22 protein-coding genes are annotated in these 18,181 nt (G+C 27.0%); 12 read left to right on the top strand and 10 right to left on the bottom strand.

Going from position 1 to position 18,181, the window contains the following annotated elements:
- Positions 1-48: 48 nt before the first annotated feature.
- The gene (locus ABVS04_RS12295) at positions 49-1,221 is read right to left on the bottom strand and encodes a MalY/PatB family protein (protein WP_368031033.1); all 1,173 of its coding nucleotides are present in this window, start codon (positions 1,219-1,221) and stop codon (positions 49-51) included.
- A gap of 90 nt (positions 1,222-1,311) precedes the next feature.
- Here ABVS04_RS12295 and ABVS04_RS12290 point away from each other — a divergent pair, with 90 nt between their 5' ends.
- On the top strand, positions 1,312-3,123 hold the full coding sequence (locus ABVS04_RS12290; protein ID WP_368031032.1) for a menaquinone biosynthesis decarboxylase: 1,812 nt from the start codon (positions 1,312-1,314) through the stop codon (positions 3,121-3,123).
- Between the two features lie 38 nt (positions 3,124-3,161).
- Here the strand turns inward: ABVS04_RS12290 and ABVS04_RS12285 are convergent, their stop codons facing one another.
- Positions 3,162-3,629, bottom strand: coding sequence for a threonine/serine exporter family protein (locus ABVS04_RS12285; RefSeq protein WP_368031031.1), 468 nt, complete (start codon positions 3,627-3,629; stop codon positions 3,162-3,164).
- Between the two features lies 1 nt (position 3,630).
- Entirely contained in the window at positions 3,631-4,404 is a 774-nt protein-coding gene (locus tag ABVS04_RS12280; RefSeq protein WP_368031030.1) for a threonine/serine exporter ThrE family protein, read from the bottom strand.
- Between the two features lie 126 nt (positions 4,405-4,530).
- Between ABVS04_RS12280 and ABVS04_RS12275 the strand changes: the two genes are divergently transcribed.
- From ABVS04_RS12275 to ABVS04_RS12255, 5 genes are read left to right on the top strand one after another with little or no spacing between them, the layout of a single operon-like run.
- Positions 4,531-4,863: a hypothetical protein gene (locus ABVS04_RS12275; RefSeq protein ID WP_368031029.1), complete on the top strand. Its 333-nt coding sequence runs from the start codon at positions 4,531-4,533 to the stop codon at positions 4,861-4,863.
- A complete protein-coding gene (locus ABVS04_RS12270; protein WP_368031028.1) occupies positions 4,850-5,476 on the top strand; it encodes a type III pantothenate kinase in 627 nt (208 codons plus the stop codon). The genes ABVS04_RS12275 and ABVS04_RS12270 overlap by 14 nt, the downstream gene beginning before the upstream one ends.
- Entirely contained in the window at positions 5,454-6,062 is a 609-nt protein-coding gene (gene hisG, locus ABVS04_RS12265; protein ID WP_368031027.1) for an ATP phosphoribosyltransferase, read from the top strand. The genes ABVS04_RS12270 and hisG overlap by 23 nt, the downstream gene beginning before the upstream one ends.
- Entirely contained in the window at positions 6,062-6,760 is a 699-nt protein-coding gene (locus tag ABVS04_RS12260; protein WP_368031026.1) for a methyltransferase domain-containing protein, read from the top strand. The genes hisG and ABVS04_RS12260 overlap by 1 nt, the downstream gene beginning before the upstream one ends.
- 59 nt (positions 6,761-6,819) lie before the next feature.
- Positions 6,820-7,425: an FmdE family protein gene (locus ABVS04_RS12255; protein ID WP_368031025.1), complete on the top strand. Its 606-nt coding sequence runs from the start codon at positions 6,820-6,822 to the stop codon at positions 7,423-7,425.
- A gap of 25 nt (positions 7,426-7,450) precedes the next feature.
- Here the strand turns inward: ABVS04_RS12255 and trpS are convergent, their stop codons facing one another.
- On the bottom strand, positions 7,451-8,416 hold the full coding sequence (trpS, locus tag ABVS04_RS12250; RefSeq protein ID WP_368031024.1) for a tryptophan--tRNA ligase: 966 nt from the start codon (positions 8,414-8,416) through the stop codon (positions 7,451-7,453).
- Positions 8,417-8,464: 48 nt separating this feature from the next.
- A complete protein-coding gene (locus ABVS04_RS12245; RefSeq protein ID WP_368031023.1) occupies positions 8,465-9,748 on the bottom strand; it encodes a TAXI family TRAP transporter solute-binding subunit in 1,284 nt (427 codons plus the stop codon).
- Between the two features lie 154 nt (positions 9,749-9,902).
- Between ABVS04_RS12245 and ABVS04_RS12240 the strand changes: the two genes are divergently transcribed.
- Together ABVS04_RS12240 and serS are read left to right on the top strand one after the other, a co-directional pair.
- Positions 9,903-10,109: a hypothetical protein gene (locus tag ABVS04_RS12240; protein WP_368031022.1), complete on the top strand. Its 207-nt coding sequence runs from the start codon at positions 9,903-9,905 to the stop codon at positions 10,107-10,109.
- A 74-nt stretch (positions 10,110-10,183) separates the two neighbouring features.
- Positions 10,184-11,425 (top strand): serine--tRNA ligase, encoded by a 1,242-nt coding sequence (gene serS, locus ABVS04_RS12235; protein WP_368031021.1) that lies wholly within the window; start codon positions 10,184-10,186, stop codon positions 11,423-11,425.
- 345 nt (positions 11,426-11,770) lie between these two features.
- On the opposite strand, the gene ABVS04_RS12230 is transcribed toward serS, so the two are convergent.
- Positions 11,771-12,151: a hypothetical protein gene (locus ABVS04_RS12230; protein ID WP_368031020.1), complete on the bottom strand. Its 381-nt coding sequence runs from the start codon at positions 12,149-12,151 to the stop codon at positions 11,771-11,773.
- A gap of 121 nt (positions 12,152-12,272) precedes the next feature.
- On the opposite strand from ABVS04_RS12230, the gene ABVS04_RS12225 reads away from it, so the two are divergent.
- The 3 genes from ABVS04_RS12225 to ABVS04_RS12215 are packed head-to-tail and all read left to right on the top strand — an operon-like array spanning position 12,273 to position 14,160.
- Positions 12,273-12,617 carry a hypothetical protein gene (locus ABVS04_RS12225; protein WP_368031019.1) on the top strand — a complete coding sequence of 115 codons (345 nt, stop codon included), beginning with the start codon at positions 12,273-12,275 and terminating at the stop codon, positions 12,615-12,617.
- Between the two features lie 3 nt (positions 12,618-12,620).
- A complete protein-coding gene (locus ABVS04_RS12220) occupies positions 12,621-13,856 on the top strand; it encodes a hypothetical protein (RefSeq protein WP_368031017.1) in 1,236 nt (411 codons plus the stop codon).
- 4 nt (positions 13,857-13,860) lie between these two features.
- Positions 13,861-14,160 carry a metal-sulfur cluster assembly factor gene (locus tag ABVS04_RS12215; RefSeq protein ID WP_368031016.1) on the top strand — a complete coding sequence of 100 codons (300 nt, stop codon included), beginning with the start codon at positions 13,861-13,863 and terminating at the stop codon, positions 14,158-14,160.
- Between the two features lie 21 nt (positions 14,161-14,181).
- Here ABVS04_RS12215 and ABVS04_RS12210 read toward each other — a convergent pair whose 3' ends face one another.
- The gene (locus ABVS04_RS12210) at positions 14,182-14,760 is read right to left on the bottom strand and encodes a helix-turn-helix domain-containing protein (protein WP_368031015.1); all 579 of its coding nucleotides are present in this window, start codon (positions 14,758-14,760) and stop codon (positions 14,182-14,184) included.
- 149 nt (positions 14,761-14,909) lie between these two features.
- Between ABVS04_RS12210 and ABVS04_RS12205 the strand changes: the two genes are divergently transcribed.
- Positions 14,910-15,557 carry a LysE family translocator gene (locus ABVS04_RS12205; protein ID WP_368031104.1) on the top strand — a complete coding sequence of 216 codons (648 nt, stop codon included), beginning with the start codon at positions 14,910-14,912 and terminating at the stop codon, positions 15,555-15,557.
- An 11-nt stretch (positions 15,558-15,568) separates the two neighbouring features.
- On the opposite strand, the gene ABVS04_RS12200 is transcribed toward ABVS04_RS12205, so the two are convergent.
- The 3 genes from ABVS04_RS12200 to ABVS04_RS12190 are packed head-to-tail and all read right to left on the bottom strand — an operon-like array spanning position 15,569 to position 18,040.
- Positions 15,569-16,183: a LysE family translocator gene (locus ABVS04_RS12200; RefSeq protein ID WP_368031014.1), complete on the bottom strand. Its 615-nt coding sequence runs from the start codon at positions 16,181-16,183 to the stop codon at positions 15,569-15,571.
- 15 nt (positions 16,184-16,198) lie between these two features.
- Positions 16,199-16,927 carry an amino acid ABC transporter ATP-binding protein gene (locus tag ABVS04_RS12195; protein WP_368031103.1) on the bottom strand — a complete coding sequence of 243 codons (729 nt, stop codon included), beginning with the start codon at positions 16,925-16,927 and terminating at the stop codon, positions 16,199-16,201.
- Between the two features lie 33 nt (positions 16,928-16,960).
- Positions 16,961-18,040: an amino acid ABC transporter permease gene (locus tag ABVS04_RS12190; RefSeq protein WP_368031013.1), complete on the bottom strand. Its 1,080-nt coding sequence runs from the start codon at positions 18,038-18,040 to the stop codon at positions 16,961-16,963.
- Positions 18,041-18,181 lie beyond the last annotated feature (141 nt).

Raw genomic sequence — 18,181 nt, 5'->3', positions numbered from 1 at the left:
TGATAATCCCAATAGTGAGAAAAAATGTAATACTTTGCTATGTAATTGCTACTTAAAACTTACAGATAACTGATTTAATGCTATTTCTAGGGCTTTTTTACTAAGTGCAGCATTTAATCTAAAATATTTATTTCCATTGCTACCAAAAGAAACACCATCATTTAAAGCAAGTTTTGATTTTCTTAATAATAGTTCTTTTATCTCTTCATGTGATAGGTTTGTCTGTTTAAAATCTAACCAAATTAAATAAGTTGCTTCAGGAATCTGGAAATCTATTTTTAAGTTGTTATCTTCAAAATATTTTTTCATAAATATAAAATTATTCATAATATAAGTCTTTAGTTCTTTAACAAATAAAGCCCCATTCTCGTATGCTGCTTTTGTTGCTATATATCCGAAAAAATTTATTGAATTTATTCCTCTTTTTCTTGCAACTTTCTTAAATTCATCTAAAATAAAACTATTTTTGCTGATTGCATATGAAGTATTTAATCCTGCAATATTAAATGTTTTTCCTGCACTATTTAAAGTAATTGTTTTCATAGCTATTTTTTCAGAGATAGAAGCCAATGGAATAAATTTTTTAAAAGTAATATCACTATGTATTTCATCTGAAATAATTATAATATTGTTTTTAATACAAATGTTTGCAAGTTTTTCAAGTTCTTCCTTACTCCATACTCTTCCAACTGGATTATGAGGAGAACAAAGAACTAATATTTTTGTTTTTGGTGTAATTTTACTCTCCAAATCTTCTAGATCCATTGTATAGTAGCCATTGTCATTTTTTAATTCATTAATAACAACATTTCTGTTGTTTGAACTTATATATTTAAAAAGTGGAGGATAAACAGGTGTTTGAACTATAACTTCATCACCTCTTTCACTAAATGCTTCAATACAAGCACTAAAAGCAGGAACTACTCCATTTACCATAAATATATCTTCTTTATCAATATTCCAATTATGTTGATTTTTTTGCCAGTTTATTATTGATGAATAAAGAGCATCGGTCTCAATACTGTAGCCATAAAAACTATTTTTTGCAGCTTTTATTATTTCATCATTAATGAAAGCAGGAGTTTTAAAATCCATATCAGCAACCCAAAGTGGATTTAAATCCTCGTAACCAAAATTTTTAACTAGTCCATCCCACTTTTCACAATTTGTATTTTTTCTATTAATTATTTCATCAAAATTGTATTCAATATTATTAAGCATATTCAAAACCCCTATTATAAACTATTTTTTATTGATAAAATGATATAAGATTTATACTAATTACCTTATTAGGTTTACTTTGGGGAAAAAATGAAAGAAGCAATTGAACTATTAAAAAAGCATGATTTATTAAAAATTATTGATGATGAACTAGATATTTACCTAGAGATTCCACATATTGCGTATGTTGAAGTTAAAAAAAAGGATTCAAAAGCAATATTATTTACAAATGTTGTAGATAAGAAAAATAATAAGAAATTTGATATTCCAGTTTTAATGAATGTATTTTGTAATGAAAAAGCTGTTGAATTATTTATTGGTGATGGTGATAAAATTGGCTCTGAAATCGAGAGTTTACTTAAAATGAAACCACCTACAACATTTAGTGAAAAACTATCAACTTTTGGGAAATTATTTGCACTTAAAAATACCATTCCTAAAAAAAATAAAGGAAAAGGTGAGTGTCAACAAGTTATTAAATTAGGAACTGAAGCCAAACTTTCTGATTTACCAATTCTTACAACATGGGAGCAAGATGGTGGACCTTTTATTACAATGGGTCAAGTTTATACAACATCTTTAAATGGGGAATTAAAAAACCTTGGTATGTATAGATTACAAGTCTATCCTGATAATACTTTAGGACTTCACTGGCAAATTCATAAAGACTCAAATCATTTCTTCCATGAGTATAAAAAAGCTGCTAAAAAAATGCCAGTAAGTATTGGAATTGGAGGAGATCCTATGTATATTTGGTGTGGGCAAGCACCTCTTCCTATTGGAATTTTTGAGTTAATGCTTTATGGTTTTGTAAAAAACAAAAATGCACAACTTGTAAAATCAATTACAAATGATATTTGGGTTCCAAGAGATAATGACTTTATTATTGAAGGTTTTGTTGACCCTTCAAAAATAAGAATAGAGGGACCTTTTGGTGATCATACAGGTTATTATACACTTGAAGAAGAGTATCCATTTATGGAAGTAACTGCAATTACAAGTAAAGCAAAACCAACATTCTTAGCAACTGTTGTTGGAAAACCACCTTTAGAAGACAAGTATATGGGGCATGCAACTGAGAGAATATTTTTACCACTTCTTAAAACAACAGCACCTGATTTAATAGATTATTATATGCCTGAAAATGGTGTTTTTCATAATTTGATTTTAGCAAAAATTAAAACTTTATATCCAGGTCACGCATCTCAAATGATGCATGCATTTTGGGGAGTAGGGCAAATGAGTTTTGTAAAACATGCTGTTTTTGTAAATGATGATGCACCAGATCTTACGGATCATCAAGCAATAATGAAACACATTTTAAATAGATTAAATATTGATGATATGTTAATATCAAAAGGTGTAGTAGATGCACTTGATCATTCAAGTCCAAAATTTGCAGTTGGTGGAAAACTAGGTATTGATTGTACGGGTGATGAAATATCTGAATTAGGAATTACTATTTTAGAAGACTCTGAACTTTTATTAAAAATGAAAGCACTTACTAGTGAAGTAAAAGATTTAAAACAATATTTTACAGATACAAAAAATCCAATTACAGTAATAAGTGTAGAAAAAAATAGAAATCAAAAATATCTTTTTGAAGATTTAAAATCTTTATTTGAACATATTAAAATTTTAATAATTGTGGATGAATCTAAAAATGATGTAAATAATTCATATATGTTAGTTTGGAGAGTTGCAAATAATATAGATTCAAATAGAGATTTATATATAAATGGTCATACTATGTGTTTAGATGCAACAAATAAAAATGCCTTTGATAATTTTAGTAGAAGATGGCCTGATGATGTTGATTGTACAAAAGAGGTTTTAGATTCACTTCGAGAGAGAAAAATCTTAGATGTAAGTGATGAATTTATAGATAAATTTTATTTATAAATTATCAGTAAGCAAAGAAAGAGTTTGACTCTTTCTTTTTAAATAACTGGTCTATTAAGTCTCATATAATACAAAGAAGTAAGTGCTAATCCAAAAGTAATAGCTCCTAAAATAGATAAAGCTCTTAAGAAATTTTCTATAAACAACTGAATCAATTCAGGGCTAACTCCATGAGAATTCATATCAACTAAAGAGATCATTGCAGTAAATGCATAAGTTCCTGGAATCATAGGAATAATAGAAGCAACTGAATAAACAGGTCTTGGAATTAAGAATTTTCTAGACCATTTTAAAGTAATAAATCCTATACAAGAAGATGCAATAAAAGTTGATAATTCTATTGAAAGACCAAATTCAATAGAGATATTTCTAATAATATAAGTAATGGCACCACCCAATGCACAAAAAATTAAAGTGTGTCTTGGTACGTTAAAAAGCATAGCAAATCCAGTTGATGCAATACTTGCAAAAATAGATTTTATTAAAATATCATATATTATTTCCATCTTACCAACCTTTAATATTTAAAAGTGACATTGCTAATACTATTCCAGATGATGAGGCAATAGTTAAAATCATCGCTTGTAACCATCTTCCCCATCCCATACTTAAATAACCTTTGAAAGCATCTAAAAAAGAGTTTACAAAAGGAACTCCAGGAACCAAAAGTAAAACACTTGATGCTAATATTACATTTGGTGTTGTACTTAAATTAAATAAAATTGAAAGACTAGCAATGTAAGTTGCAATAAAGGCTGTTATTCCAAAAGTAATAATCATCATAAATCTTTTTTTATTTAGTTCTTGTCTAATAAACATAGCAAAACTTGCAACTGCAAAAGTAATAAAAAATGCATTTAAATCACCATTTTGTAAGTTAGAAAATGAAGCACAGGCAAAACCTACCATAAACACTACTAACCATCTATTATATAAATTTGGCTTGATATTTTTTAAATAATTTATTACATAGTTAGCATCATAATTATTTCTTTCAATCTGAATAACCATTTTCTGAACATCACAAACAATTGACATATTAATTGGTTTATGATGAACTCTTCTTGTTGTTGTTACTGATCGGTTATTATATAAAGTTGTTAATACAATTGCTGCTGGAATTAGTGACATTTCAACAGAGTTTACACCTAAAGCTATTCCTAGTCTTTCGGCTGTTTGTTCTATTAAAATACTCTCTGCACCAAATTCTAGCATTAATACGGCTGCTTTTATAATGGCTTGGGTAATTTTGGTTTGTTCTTCTTGGGTTATTTCTTGCATGTTTCTTTATTTTTTATATTAATTTTTCAGAATTATAACAAAATAAGTTAGCAAATATATTTGCTTTGTGTATAAAATTTAATAAAAAGAGTTAATTAGATATAATTTTTTAAATAAAGGGATGTATTGAAAAAATTAACAACATACTATACAAATAAAAATATACTTTTTAAAGATATAAAACAAATATCACCAAAAGAAATAGGCTCACGTAAAAAAATTGATATATATGCTGCAACAAGTATTGATGCAAATTTTTATGCAATTTTTATAGTTGATTCAAAAAGTAGATTTATTAGAAAAAATGCAAATGATTTAATGGAACTTTGTGAAAAACTAGTAAATCATTTAGATCATAATTTCAAAAGAAAAGAGTTATTGATTTCAAGTCCATTATGCTCAAAGGCAAAAGAGTATTTAAAACAAAATGATTGGAGCGTAAGAGTTGATTTTATGTGATATTGGAAATACAACTTTTCATTTTTTTATAAATAAAAAACATAAAAAATATTTTCTTGATGAGAAGATTCCTGTTTTTGATGATGAAATATATTATATATCTGTAAATGAAAAAGCAACAAAAAAACTACTTAAAAATAATCCACAAGCAAAAAATATAGAAGATATAATGAATTTTCAAACTTCATATAAGGGCTTAGGCAAAGATAGAGCAGTAGCTTGTAGCTTTTATGATGATATTGTAATCGTAGATGCAGGAAGTGCAATTACCGTTGATATAATGGAAAAAGGAATACATCAAGGAGGATTTATTCTTCTTGGCATGAGAAGTTTCATATCTTCCTATCCTAAAATATCAAAAAAATTGAAATTTTCTTTTAAAAAAGATATAAATTTAGATAAAATACCGCTTCAAACAAAAGATGCTATACAATATGCGATGCTGAAATCTATCATTTTACCAATAAAAGAAGTAAGTTTAAATAAAAATATTATATTTACAGGTGGTGATGGGCTAGTTTTGAGTAAATATTTTGAAAATAGTATATATAAAAAAGATTTAATATTTGAAAATATGAAAAGGATAATTGATGCTAACAATTGCATTACCTAAGGGAAGAATTGCTGAAGAAACTCTTGATAAATTTGAAAAAGCTTTTGGCGAAAAATTTATTTTTGAAGACAGAAAATTAATACTAGAAAAAGCTGGGTTTAGATTTTTAAACGTAAGAAATCAAGATGTACCAACTTATGTAATGCATGGAGCAGCTGACTTAGGTGTTGTTGGACTTGATGTACTTGAAGAAAAAGAATATGACTTAATCAAACTTTTAGACCTAGAACTTGGACGTTGTAAAGTTGCCTTTGGATTAAGAGCTGGTGAAAAACTAAATTTTGATAAAAGTAAAATTACGATTGCAACAAAACATGAAGTAATTGCAAAAAAATATTTTGAACAAAAAGCAATGGCTGTTGAAATTATAAAGCTTTATGGTTCTATTGAATTAGCTCCATTAGTTGGACTTTGTGATTGTATTGTGGATATTGTAGAAACAGGTGAAACAATGAAACAAAATGGACTTGAAGTTGGTCCTACTATTATGGAGAGTAGCGCACACTTAATTGCAAATAAAAACTCTTTTTATGCTAAAAAAGATTTAATTTTAGACTTAAAAGAAAGAATAGAAGCGCATTTATAATGGGTTTAGATTTATACGCAAAGGTTGAGCCTTTTTTAAGTTTTGAAGAAGAAATTTACACTTTACATAAAGAATTTTTAAAATTTATAATGGTAAATGAACTTGATAATATTATTGATATTGGATGTGGTCAAGGATATTTCTTAGAAAATTTAATGGTAAATAAAAAAACAGCTTTGGGAATTGACTTAAGTGTTGAGCAAATAAAAGCTTGTGAAGAAAGAAATTTAAATGCAAAAGCAATGCCACTTGAAGATGTAAAAGAAAAGTTTGATTGTGCAACTGCTATTTTTGATGTACTTAATTATCTTCCAAAAGAAGATTTAAAAACATTTATAACTCAAACAAATCTTGTTTTGAATCAAGGTGCTTATTTTATTTTTGATGTAAACTCTCTTTTTGGATTTGAAGAAGTTGCTCAAGGATGTATTACTATTGATCTTGATGATAAATTCATTGCTATTGATGCAAATTTTGGAGATAATAAACTTCAAACGGATATTACTCTTTTTACTAAAGAAAATAGCGGCCTATTTTCTAAAGAGAGCGATTCTATAATCCAAGAATATCATTCAAAAGAATTCTTAAGAAAACTTCTAAAAGAGTGTAATTTTGAAGTTCAAGAGATAAAAAAATTTAATTTACATACAGATGAACATGCAGATAAATTGATTTTTATTTGTAAAAAAATAGCCTAACACAAAATATTTTAAACTTTGTTGTTAGTGCAAATAATACCAACAAAAAGGTTTAAAATATGACTTACCCACAATTTTTTAATAATATTCCAACAATAAAACTACAAGATGATTTAGCTTGCCTTCTAGGTGCTTTCGAAGGTGGATTAATAGAATACTCATATTTAGATGTAGTTAAAAGTGCAGGACATAGCTGTCCTACAGTTCTTGGGGCTTATCTTATGACACTTCAAGGTTTAAAAGCTTTACATGAAAATGAAGTAGCAAAACGTGGTAATATATTAGTTGAGTTTAAAGAAAAGCAAATAGATGGAGTAGCAGGTGTAATAGGAAGTGTTATTACAAATATAACTGGTTCTACAACTACAAATGGTTTTAAAGGACTTGCTGGAAAGCATGATAGAAATCATTTAATGAATTTTGAAAAAGATATAAATGGGGCAAGTGTAAGATTTACAAGACTTGATACTCAAAAAAGTGTAGATATTTTTTATAATGCAAGCTCAGTTTTACCAGATCCTTCTATGAATTCTTTAATGCAAAAATGTATTCAAGGAAGTGCAACAAATGAAGAAAAAATAGAGTTTGGAAAAGTTTGGCAAAAAAGAGTTGAAGATATTTCAAATGTTATTGATGAAGTTATAAAAATTGTTGAAGTAAAATAGAAGAGTTTTAAACTCTTCTATTTTTTTATATTAATCCTACAGCATCTCTAATAATTTCCATTTTAGCAGATGCAATTTTTCTAGCTTTTTGTGCTCCATGAGCTAAAATTTCTCTTACTTCTTTTTTATTATTTAAGTAATACTCTCTTTTTTCTTCATAAGGTGCAAAATACTCATTTATTTTTTCAAGTAAAGTCATTTTAAAATGACCATAACCTTCCCCTGGTGTTGCATATCTTTTTTGTAAATCTTTTAGTTCATCTTCATTCATAAATAGTTTACATAAAGTATAGATGTTACAGTTTTCCCACTCTTTTGGTTCATCTAATTCTCTTGAATCTGTAACTATTCCCATCACTTGTTTTTTTCTTTGTTTAGGACTTGTAAACATATCAATTGTATTATTATATGATTTAGACATCTTAGCCCCATCTGTTCCAGGAACTGTTGCTACTACTTCATCTACTTTTGATTCTGGTAAAATAAAAATTTCTTTTTCATAAGCGTGATTAAATGAAGTTGCAATATCTCTTGTCATTTCAACATGTTGAATTTGATCTTTTCCAACAGGAACAATATTTGAATCAAATAATAAAATATCAGCAGCCATTAAAACTGGATATGAAAATAATCCATGCCCTGCAACAATTCCTTTTGATGTTTTATCTTTGTATGAGTGGGCTCTTTCTAACAATCCCATAGAAGTATGATTTGATAAAATCCAGTAAAGCTCTAATACTTCTTTTACATCGTGTTGTACCCAAAATGTTGATTTTTCAGGGTCCATTCCAAGTGCTAGAAAATTAATAGCTGCTTCATAAGTATTATTTTCTAAAGCTTCTTTTGTTTTTACTGATGTTAATGCATGATATGATGCTAAAAATGCAAATAACTCTCCATCATTTTGAGATTCAACCATTTTCTTAACCATTCCAAAATAGTTTCCTATATGAATTGTTCCTGATGGTTGAATACCTGATAAAATTCTCAAATCAAATTCCTTATAATTTTTGCTTTATTGTATCTAAAGTAGCTAAAATTAATTATTAGCTAACCTCATATTTATCTTAGAAATTATTAATTCCAAATGCATAATTAAATTATAATACTCACCCATATATGAGAGTGGAACTTTTGTTTCTTGTTTTATCTCTTTTTTTAAAATTATTATTTGATTTAAATAATCTTGTAGTTTTTCATTATTAGATTCTTCAACTAATAAGTCAATTTTATGTATTTCTTCATACCATTTATAAATTTTTGACCTAATACTCCATCTATAAAGAGGGAAAAATCCTTTAGATAAAGGAATCATAAGTGTAATAAGAGGAATTAAAAGTATAGATAATCTATCTATATTTGATGCAATCCAATAAGGAAATATCTTTTCAAGCCAAGTGTCTCCATAGGTGAAATATCTAAGCGCATCATCATTCACTTCAATTGTTAAATTATCTATATTTGGAAATTGATTTGTTGCTTCAAATAACTCTTTTTTATTATGAACTTTTTTAATCTCTCTTAGAATTAGTCTTGTTAATTCATCAGAGAAATCATCCTTTACAATTAAGTTAGCAGTTGTGGAAAGCAAGCTTATATCTTGATTTGGAAGATTTTTATACAAATCAATTGTTCCTTCGTAAAGAGAAATAGGTTCTAAAAAAGTATATTTTCTACTATATGCTTTTGCTCTTTTAAAGTTAAAAAGACTTATATCTGGATTTTCCAATAACTCTTTTATTATTTTTGAGTTAGGAGAACTAACTATAAACATAGCATCAATTTCACCCTTGCTTAATAGTTCTTTTGCTTCTTGTGTTGAAGTAGAAAGTAATTGAGAATTTTCTTTATTTATTCCATTGTCATTTAACATTTTTAAAGATAAGTCTTCTGTTCCACTTTTTTCTTTTCCTATTGATATTTTTTTTGAAATTAATTGAAGAAGATAATCTATTTTGTATTTATCATTTCTATAAAAAATCCATAAGGGTTCATAATAAATAGAAGCAATTGCTTTTATTTCAGTTTGTTTTTTTAATGAATCAATTCCATTTTGCACAAAAGCGATATCTGCTTTCCCCTCATTTAAAAGTTGAATATTTTCCATTGAACCATTTGACGTAAGAATATTTACTTTAACTTTTTGTTTTTCTAAAATTTCTTTATATTTAAGTGCAGTGTTATAATACTCACCATCCATTGAGCCTGTTGCAATTGTTATTTCTTTTTTTGAACTTGGTTGTATAAACTTTGAAGTTAAATAAAACGATGCTACTACTAAAAGTAAGATAGGAATAGATACAGTAAAAAATTTATATTTCATTTTGACTCTTTAATAATTTGAATTTTTATATCTTTTTACTTTAGTCAAATATTTATTATGAATGTATTAATCTATATTTAAAAGGAATAAAGTTTATTAAAAGATAGTTATAATCTGATTATGATATAATCGCAAAAAATTTAAAAGGATTATAATGGCAGCTATAATAGTTGAAAGAGCATGTGGATGCTTTAAAAATTCAGATTTCGAACAAGAAACACATTGTGATACAATAGATGAAGCATTAGCAAAAGCAGATGAAATGTGTATAATTATGAATGAAGATTTTTGTCATAAACATAAATTCAAAACTGAATATGTTGATGGAAATGTAATGATTAAAATGGTAATGAACGGATAAATTTAGAATATCATCTAATCTCTTTATAGATTTTTTTAGTTATAATGCAAAAAATATAATTATAAAGAGCGAAGATGATAGATATTAAACTACTACAAAAAGATTTCGAATATGTTGTTACAGCTTTAAAAAGAAAAGGTGTAGATAACGAACTTTTAAATAACTTAAAAACACTTGCATCTAACACAAAACAAAAAAGACAAGAGATGGAAGAGGTAACAGCTGAGCAAAATTTACTTTCAAAAGAGTTTGGAAGATATAAAAAAGAGAAGCTAGATGTTGCACCACTTCAAGAAAATATAAATAATCTAAAAAATAAAAAACAAGAATTAGAAGAACAAGTTAGAGTTTTAGAAGAGGAATTAACTTCAATTATTTTAGGTGTTCCTAATATGCCTGACGAGTCTGTGCCAAATGGTGCTGATGAAAATGAAAATGTTATTTTAGAAGTTGTAGGAGTTAAACCAACTTTTACTTTCGAGCCAAAAGAGCATTGGGATTTAAACAATGGTTGGATTGATTTTGAAAGAGGTGTTAAAATTGCAAAATCAAGATTTGCAGCACTTAGAGGTGATGGAGCAAGACTTGAGAGAGCTTTAATTAACTATATGCTTGATTTTAATAGAGAACGAGGTTTCCAAGAGTGGTATGTTCCATTTATGGCAAACTCAAATACGCTTCAAGGAACAGGACAACTTCCAAAATTTGCTGATGATTTATTTAAAATTGAAGGTGAAGATTTATATTTAATTCCAACTGCAGAGGTATCTTTAACAAACTTATTTAATGATGAGATTCTTGAAATCGAAGAGCTTCCACTGTTACTTACATCTTATACTCCTTGTTTTAGAAAGGAAGCTGGAAGTGCAGGGCGAGATACAAGGGGATTAATCAGACAACATCAATTTGATAAAGTTGAAATGGTAGCAATCACTTCTCAAGAGCAATCAAATGAAGTATTTGAAAAAATGGTAGCTTGTGCATCTGATTTATTAACATCACTTGGACTTCCTCATCAAAAAATGCAATTATGTACAGGTGATTTAGGCTTTTCAGCAGCCACAACTATAGATTTAGAAGTTTGGTTACCTGGACAAAATAAATATAGAGAAATTTCATCAATTTCAAATACAAGAGATTTTCAAGCAAGACGTGCAAAAATAAGATATAAAGATGCAAAGAAAAATATCTTAGCACATACTTTAAATGGTTCATCATTAGCTGTTGGAAGAACATTAGTAGCTATTATGGAGAATTATCAAAATGAAGATGGAAGTGTTAGAATTCCAGAGGTTTTAAAACCATATATGAAATAGGAAGCTTTAGCTTCCTTGATAAATTAATTTTCATATATAACGAAAAAAGGGAAAAGTTTATAACTTTTCCCTTTTTTTATTTCTAATCTTGAGTTTCTATAAAATGATAGTATATATAAAAATAAAACTCAAAAATTGTTTTTATTTTAATAAATCGAAGAAGAAGTTCTATCTTAAAAAAAATTGTCACAAGTGCTATAATTTTTAACTAAGGAGAGAGTAAGTAGACAAAACTTCTTATCTGATGAAAGTATACACACTTGAAACTTAAAGAATGCTATTTTAATGCTACGTTTCTAAAAAAATATTTAAATTTATGAATTAATATTCAAACTTAATAAGAAATCATCTAACAAATACCTTAGTATCATAGAGTTTATTATTTATTTTTACTTCAAAATAACCTTTATCAATATTATAATGCTTAAAAGTCATTTCTTCTCCTATTTTTATTTTATGTTTATTAAAAACAGAGGTTGATTTTTCAAAATAACCTAATGAATTTCCAATTTTTACTTCAATTCTTTTATGTGAAATATTCCCAAATACTACAATCCTTGAATAACAAGTACCGTTGTAGTCATTATCTGTGACTCTTTTATGTTGAATATTTTCACCATCACCTTTTTCATTGAAAATTCCAATGGCATATGAAGCATTTATTTTAGAGTTATAAGCAAATAGAGTAATTATAAAAGTACTTAATATAAATATAATCTTTTTCATAGATAATATTACTATATTTTAGTGTAATTTTTGTATAAAATATAAATCTATTGATGATTATCAATGATTTACCTATTATAAAGAGTTATCATTCTTATAATTTATATTATAAGGATAGAAAATGATTATTCCACAAAATGCAAAACAAATTGAAGTTATTGGATCAACGGTTCCCTTTTTTGAAGATGAAGATACTTATTATTTTGATTCAAGTTTAACTGCTCCTCCTGAACCTATGGTAAATGCGATGGTTGGGCTTCAATTACTTGATGATAAACATAAACTTGTAATGATTAATCATAAATCACCTATGGGTTTATTTCCTAAAATAAAAGAGTCATTTGATTATGAAGTAGTTGAATTACCTAATGATACAGTAAAGGTAGTTTTTATAAAAAAAACTAATACAAGTGTAAATCTTAGTAATGTAGATACATCTTGTAGTGGTTCTGGATGTATGCACTAAAAAATGAATATTTCACAACAATTTGCACCACCATTTAAGCTAGTAGGTTCTTTTTTTGTAAGTGCAATGTTTATTTTATTTATAAGCATTATCTTGCTTTTCAATTTTGATATTAATTCATTACATACTCAAAATACTTTTGTTCTATCTTGGGTGCATCTGTTTTTATTGGGTTTTGTAATGATGAGTATATTTGCTTCTATGGCTCAGTTATTGCCTGTAGTTTTGGAAGTAGAGCACTTTTCTATTGATTTATATTATGTGGTTAACCCATTACTTTTTCTAGGCACAGTTATAATCTTTTTTGGATTTTATAAATATCCTATTCTTTTATCATATGGTGGAGTCATTGTATTTATATCCTTTTTTATTTTTTTACTTGAAAGTTTTTTAACAATTAAAAAAGTAGAAAAACTAAATTTCCTATCTAGTACTGTGTTAGTTGCTAATGTATTTTTACTATTAGGGCTTATTGTTGCGATTATTTTATCATTTGTTTATAGTGGAAATTTAGATTTAGATATAAAAGCTTTGATGCTTTCTCATATATACTTAGTTTTTGTGGGATATCTAGGAATTACAATTATTTCAATGAGTTATATTTTAATTCCAATGTTTTGGCTTTCTCACTCATTTAATAATATATATTTAAAACTTGCATTTTATAGTATTAGTGTTGGTGTAGTATTTGTTGTTTTAAGTCAAATATTCAAGTTTCTAATATTTGAATATTTTGGATATTCTCTAGTATTAATTGGATTTATACTTTTTATTTATCAATTATATTTAATTTTTAAAACAAAAGTTAGAAAACAAAAAGATATATATTATAAATATATTGTTTTTTCTATTGTAAATTTTGTGTTAGCTTTGATATTAGTATGTATTTATTATATTTTTTTAAATGATTATATATTAATTATTGCTGGATTTATATTTTTACTTGGTTTTTTAATTCCAATTATAACAGCCCATTTATATAAGATAATTCCTTTTTTAGTTTGGTTTCATAGATTTGCGCCATTAGTTGGAAAAGAAAAAGTTCCTATGTTAGCCGATATGGTACCTATTAAAAGCTCTGATTTTGGTTTTGTTTTTTATTTAATAGGTTTTGTTTTATGTTTAATAGCATTTAGTTTTAGTAGTGATATTTTATTTAAATCAGCTATTAGTTTTTTATTTATTGGAACATCTTTTATAATCAAAGATGTTTTTTATATCATAAATTTTAAAGGATAATTTTATGTATACAAAAGAAGAAATTTTTAAAGCAGTATCAACTGTAAATGATCCAGAAGTTGGGTTTAATCTTGTTGAAATGGGTTTAATTTACGATGCTGTTTGTGATGAAAAAATGAATGTAATAGTAACAATGACTCTAAGTACAAAAGCATGCCCTTTACATCAAATGATTTTACAATGGGTTGAAGAAGCAGTTATGCGAGAGCTTGAAAAAGTTGAACATGTTGATATTGATTTAGTTTGGGAACCTGCTTGGAATATTTCAATGGCAAGTGATGAAGTAAAACAAAAACTATCTTAGTTTCTTGTTTTAGCTAAAAGCCTAAAAAGAAACTGGAGTAATAACAGATAAATAAGATGCTTGAGTATTTGTTTTATTTTCTATTTTATGGGGAATTGCTGGATTAAATCTAATGCAATCCCCTTCTTCTAGTATGTATTCTTTATCTTGAAGTGTAATAATAATTTCACCTTTTAATACATAATCACACTCTTCTCCACCTTTTGTATGTGGGATAATATCTTCTGTAATTCTTTGTGCTTCTAAATGAACTAATAAAAATTCAATATCACCTTGTAAATTAGGAACTAATAATTCACAATTATATAAAGGATCAGGAAAAGATATTTTTTTCCTTTTATCTTTTCTTACTATTATCATAGATTCATCTGTAATCTCTTCATTTATATTATCTTCATTTGTAAATAATTGAGCTAATGTTGTATCTAAAACTTTTGCAATTTTTCTTAATGTTTCAACTGAACCATGAGTTGAACCACTTTCAAGTAAAGATAACATACCATAAGAAATACCTACTTCTTCCGCTAAATCTTTTGCATTCATAGCTTTTTGTTTTCTTAATTTTTTAATTTTTTTTCCGACATTAAATTCTTCAGTCACAAAGATACCTTTTTCAATATTTATAAATTATTATAGCAGAATTAGTGATAATCAGAATTTTTGTATTTATTAAATATTTTAATATAATTAAATAGAAATGTAATGATAATTAGTATTCTTTTTGTATTATTTGAGTATACTTTTTTCTTATTTTCAAAGGATTTAAAATTTTAGATTATATTAATTTATCAATATTAGCAATTTTTATACCAACTTTCTTTTTTGTATCAATTACTCCTGGAATGTGTATGACACTATCTTTGAGTATGGGTATGAGCATAGGCTTGAAAAAAACTTTTTATATGATGTATGGTGAACTTTTGGGTGTAGGAATAGTAGCAACTTCTTCAGTTATTGGAGTTGCAACTATTATGCTTAAATATCCAACAATATTTTTAGTTTTAAAATACGCAGGTGGAGCTTATTTAATATATTTAGGTATTTCTATGTGGCTATCACGTGGAAAAATGGCTTTAAATTTAGAAAAATCAAATTTTAAAGTTTCAAAAAAGAACCTTGCAATGCAAGGTTTTGTAACGGCAATTGCAAATCCAAAAGGTTGGGCATTTTTTATAGCATTACTACCACCATTTATTGATGAAGATTTAGCTTTCGTTCCTCAGTTGTCTGTACTTATTTTATTGATTCTCTTATTAGAATTTTCTTGTTTAATTATTTACGCAAGTGGTGGAAGTACTTTAAGAAAATTACTTCAAAATTCATCAAATGTAAAATTATTAAATAAAATAGCAGGAACAATGATGATAGGAATAGGAATTTGGTTAGCATTAACTTAAATTCTAAGAATTTAAGCTTTTGCTATTAAGATTCCACCAGCTGTTATCATTACACTTCCTGCTGCTATATTCATTTTTCTTTTAGATGAGTTATTTTTAAATAAGTTTTTAGCACTACTTGCACTATATGCATAAGCTAACATAACTCCTCCTAAAACAATAGTAACAATAGTTGAAATAGTAAAAATATCAATTATATTTAAAGTTTGTAAGTCTATAAAAGTAGGTAAGAATCCTAAATAAAATAGTATTACTTTTGGATTACTAAGTGTTATTAAAAGTCCGGTTAAGAAGTTTTTCTTCCATGATAATTCTTCTATACCTTTTATATTTGTCTCTTTTTCTTTAGATCTTAATATTTTATATCCTAAAAATAAAAGATAGGCTCCTCCCAAATATTTAACTAAAATGAAAAGTTCACCTAAAATAGAAGCTATTGCACTAAGTCCAAAAATTGCTAATAAAAGAAATATTATATCTCCTATTACAATTCCTATAACAATAAAGGAAGCACTGTAAAAGCCAGAAGCTAAAGCTCTTGAGATAATTGCAAATACTCCAGGTCCTGGAGTAATTGCTAATAAAAACATTGCAGTTGCAAATGCAAGAACATTAAATAATGACATATGTTTTTCTATATATTAGTGATCTAAAATTTGTTCTAAAAATTGTTTTAATCTTGGAGATTGTGGGTTCCCAAAAAATTCTGCAGGAGTATTTTCTTCTACAATCTGACCTGCATCCATGAAAATTACTCTATCTGCTACTTTTTTTGCAAATCCCATTTCATGTGTTACACAAACCATTGTGATACCTTCATCTGCTAATTCTGTCATAACATCAAGAACTTCTCCAATCATTTCAGGATCAAGTGCTGATGTTGGCTCATCAAATAGCATAATATCAGGATTTATACATAAACATCTAGCAATTGCCACCCTTTGTTGTTGTCCACCTGATAACTGATTTGGGAATTTGTGTGCTTGCTCTGCAATTTTTACTCTTTCAAGATAATACATTGCAGTTTCAATAGCTTTTTTTCTTGGAATTTTCCCTACCCATGTTGGAGCTAATATTAGGTTTTCTAAAATAGAAAGATGTGGAAAAAGATTAAAATGTTGAAAAACCATTCCAACATGAGTTCTTATTTCTCTAATTCTTTTTACATCTTCTGTCATTTCTAAACCAGCAACATATAACTCACCTTCTTGGAAAGGTTCTAGTCTATTCATACATCTAATCGTTGTAGATTTACCTGAACCTGAAGGTCCACAAATTACAATTTTCTCACCTTTCTTTACTCTTAAATTAACATCTTTTAGTACGTGGAAATCTCCATACCATTTGTTAACATTAGTCATTTCTATCATGTAATCTAAATTTTTCATTATTATTCCTATTCTCTATTTGTGATCTGTATTAAATCTATTTTCTACTGATTGTGCATATTTAGACATACTAAAGCAAATAATCCAATAAATGATGGTTACAAATACATAACCCTCTGTTGCAAAACCTAACCAGTTTGGATCAGTTGTTGTTAATGTTACCATTGCTAAAACGTCAAATAATCCAATAATTAAAACTAATGTTGTATCTTTAAATAATGCAACAAAAGATCCAACAATATTTGGAATCGATATTTTAAGCGCTTGAGGTAAAATAACTAATCCCATAGCTTGCCAATATGAAAGACCTATAGAATCACAAGCTTCATATTGACCTTTTGGAATAGCTTGTAATCCACCTCTTATAACTTCTGCAATATAAGCAGCTTGAAATAGCGTAATACCAATTAATGCTCTAAGTAATTTATCAAAACTCATATCTTCAGGGAAGAATAATGGAAGAATTACTGATGCCATAAATAGTAAAGTAATTAAAGGTACACCTCTTATAAATTCAATGTAAATCACACTAATTGTTTTTATAATAGGCATATCAGATTGTCTTCCAAGTGCAAATATAATACCAATTGGAAAAGATACAACAATACCAACAGCAGCAACCACAATAGTAAGTAATAATCCACCCCATTTTGTAGTTGGAACTATATCTAATCCTAATCCACCATAAAGTAAAAAGAATGAAATAATTGGATATAAAATAATTATTGCCGCTCTTACTTTTATATTCTTAATCATTTTGAAAGTTACTATTGAAACTACAAAAAGTATTAAGATTAAATTTGGTCTCCAATATAATTCTTCTGGATAGAAACCATAGATAAACTGATTGAATTTTTCATAAATAAAAATCCATCTAGCACCATCTTTTGTTATTTCTTCTTTTGTTCCTGACCAAGTTGCATCAAAAATCATCCAATCTAATAAAGGAGGAATGATATAACAAAGTAATAAAATCGATAAAATAGTTAAAATTGAACTAGTTATTGATGGAAAAAGATTATCTTTTATCCATTTCCCAGCTCCCTTTGTTCCACTTGGAGCGGGTTTCGCTTCTAATTTTTTATAGATTGCCATTATCTCTCCTTTATTTGCATTTTTGCATTAAGAATATTCATTAATATAGAAATGGTAATACTAATGAGCCACTTGCAAATTTAAATCCAAGCAAGTAGCTAGTTTTTTACTATAGCTGTTTCTAACTTTTAAAAAATCATT

The organism is Arcobacter sp. s6 (assembly GCF_040884245.1).
Classification (GTDB): Bacteria; Campylobacterota; Campylobacteria; order Campylobacterales; family Arcobacteraceae; genus Aliarcobacter.
Note: the sequence above shows the minus strand (reverse complement) of the source record. Positions and strands in the feature narration are given on the sequence as shown.

Bases quoted from the DNA above. Each gene is read 5' to 3' on its own strand.
- ABVS04_RS12190 (WP_368031013.1), bottom strand. From the start codon at position 18,040: ATGGCAATCTATAAAAAATTAGAAGCGAAACCCGCTCCAAGTGGAACA.
- ABVS04_RS12240 (WP_368031022.1), top strand. From the start codon at position 9,903: ATGGCAGCTATAATAGTTGAAAGAGCATGTGGATGCTTTAAAAATTCA.
- ABVS04_RS12230 (WP_368031020.1), bottom strand. From the start codon at position 12,151: ATGAAAAAGATTATATTTATATTAAGTACTTTTATAATTACTCTATTT.
- hisG (WP_368031027.1), top strand. From the start codon at position 5,454: ATGCTAACAATTGCATTACCTAAGGGAAGAATTGCTGAAGAAACTCTT.
- ABVS04_RS12195 (WP_368031103.1), bottom strand. From the start codon at position 16,927: ATGATAGAAATGACTAATGTTAACAAATGGTATGGAGATTTCCACGTA.
- ABVS04_RS12260 (WP_368031026.1), top strand. From the start codon at position 6,062: ATGGGTTTAGATTTATACGCAAAGGTTGAGCCTTTTTTAAGTTTTGAA.
- ABVS04_RS12295 (WP_368031033.1), bottom strand. From the start codon at position 1,221: ATGCTTAATAATATTGAATACAATTTTGATGAAATAATTAATAGAAAA.
- ABVS04_RS12280 (WP_368031030.1), bottom strand. From the start codon at position 4,404: ATGCAAGAAATAACCCAAGAAGAACAAACCAAAATTACCCAAGCCATT.
- ABVS04_RS12245 (WP_368031023.1), bottom strand. From the start codon at position 9,748: ATGAAATATAAATTTTTTACTGTATCTATTCCTATCTTACTTTTAGTA.
- serS (WP_368031021.1), top strand. From the start codon at position 10,184: ATGATAGATATTAAACTACTACAAAAAGATTTCGAATATGTTGTTACA.
- ABVS04_RS12290 (WP_368031032.1), top strand. From the start codon at position 1,312: ATGAAAGAAGCAATTGAACTATTAAAAAAGCATGATTTATTAAAAATT.
- ABVS04_RS12220 (WP_368031017.1), top strand. From the start codon at position 12,621: ATGAATATTTCACAACAATTTGCACCACCATTTAAGCTAGTAGGTTCT.
- ABVS04_RS12215 (WP_368031016.1), top strand. From the start codon at position 13,861: ATGTATACAAAAGAAGAAATTTTTAAAGCAGTATCAACTGTAAATGAT.
- ABVS04_RS12200 (WP_368031014.1), bottom strand. From the start codon at position 16,183: ATGTCATTATTTAATGTTCTTGCATTTGCAACTGCAATGTTTTTATTA.
- ABVS04_RS12255 (WP_368031025.1), top strand. From the start codon at position 6,820: ATGACTTACCCACAATTTTTTAATAATATTCCAACAATAAAACTACAA.
- ABVS04_RS12285 (WP_368031031.1), bottom strand. From the start codon at position 3,629: ATGGAAATAATATATGATATTTTAATAAAATCTATTTTTGCAAGTATT.
- ABVS04_RS12225 (WP_368031019.1), top strand. From the start codon at position 12,273: ATGATTATTCCACAAAATGCAAAACAAATTGAAGTTATTGGATCAACG.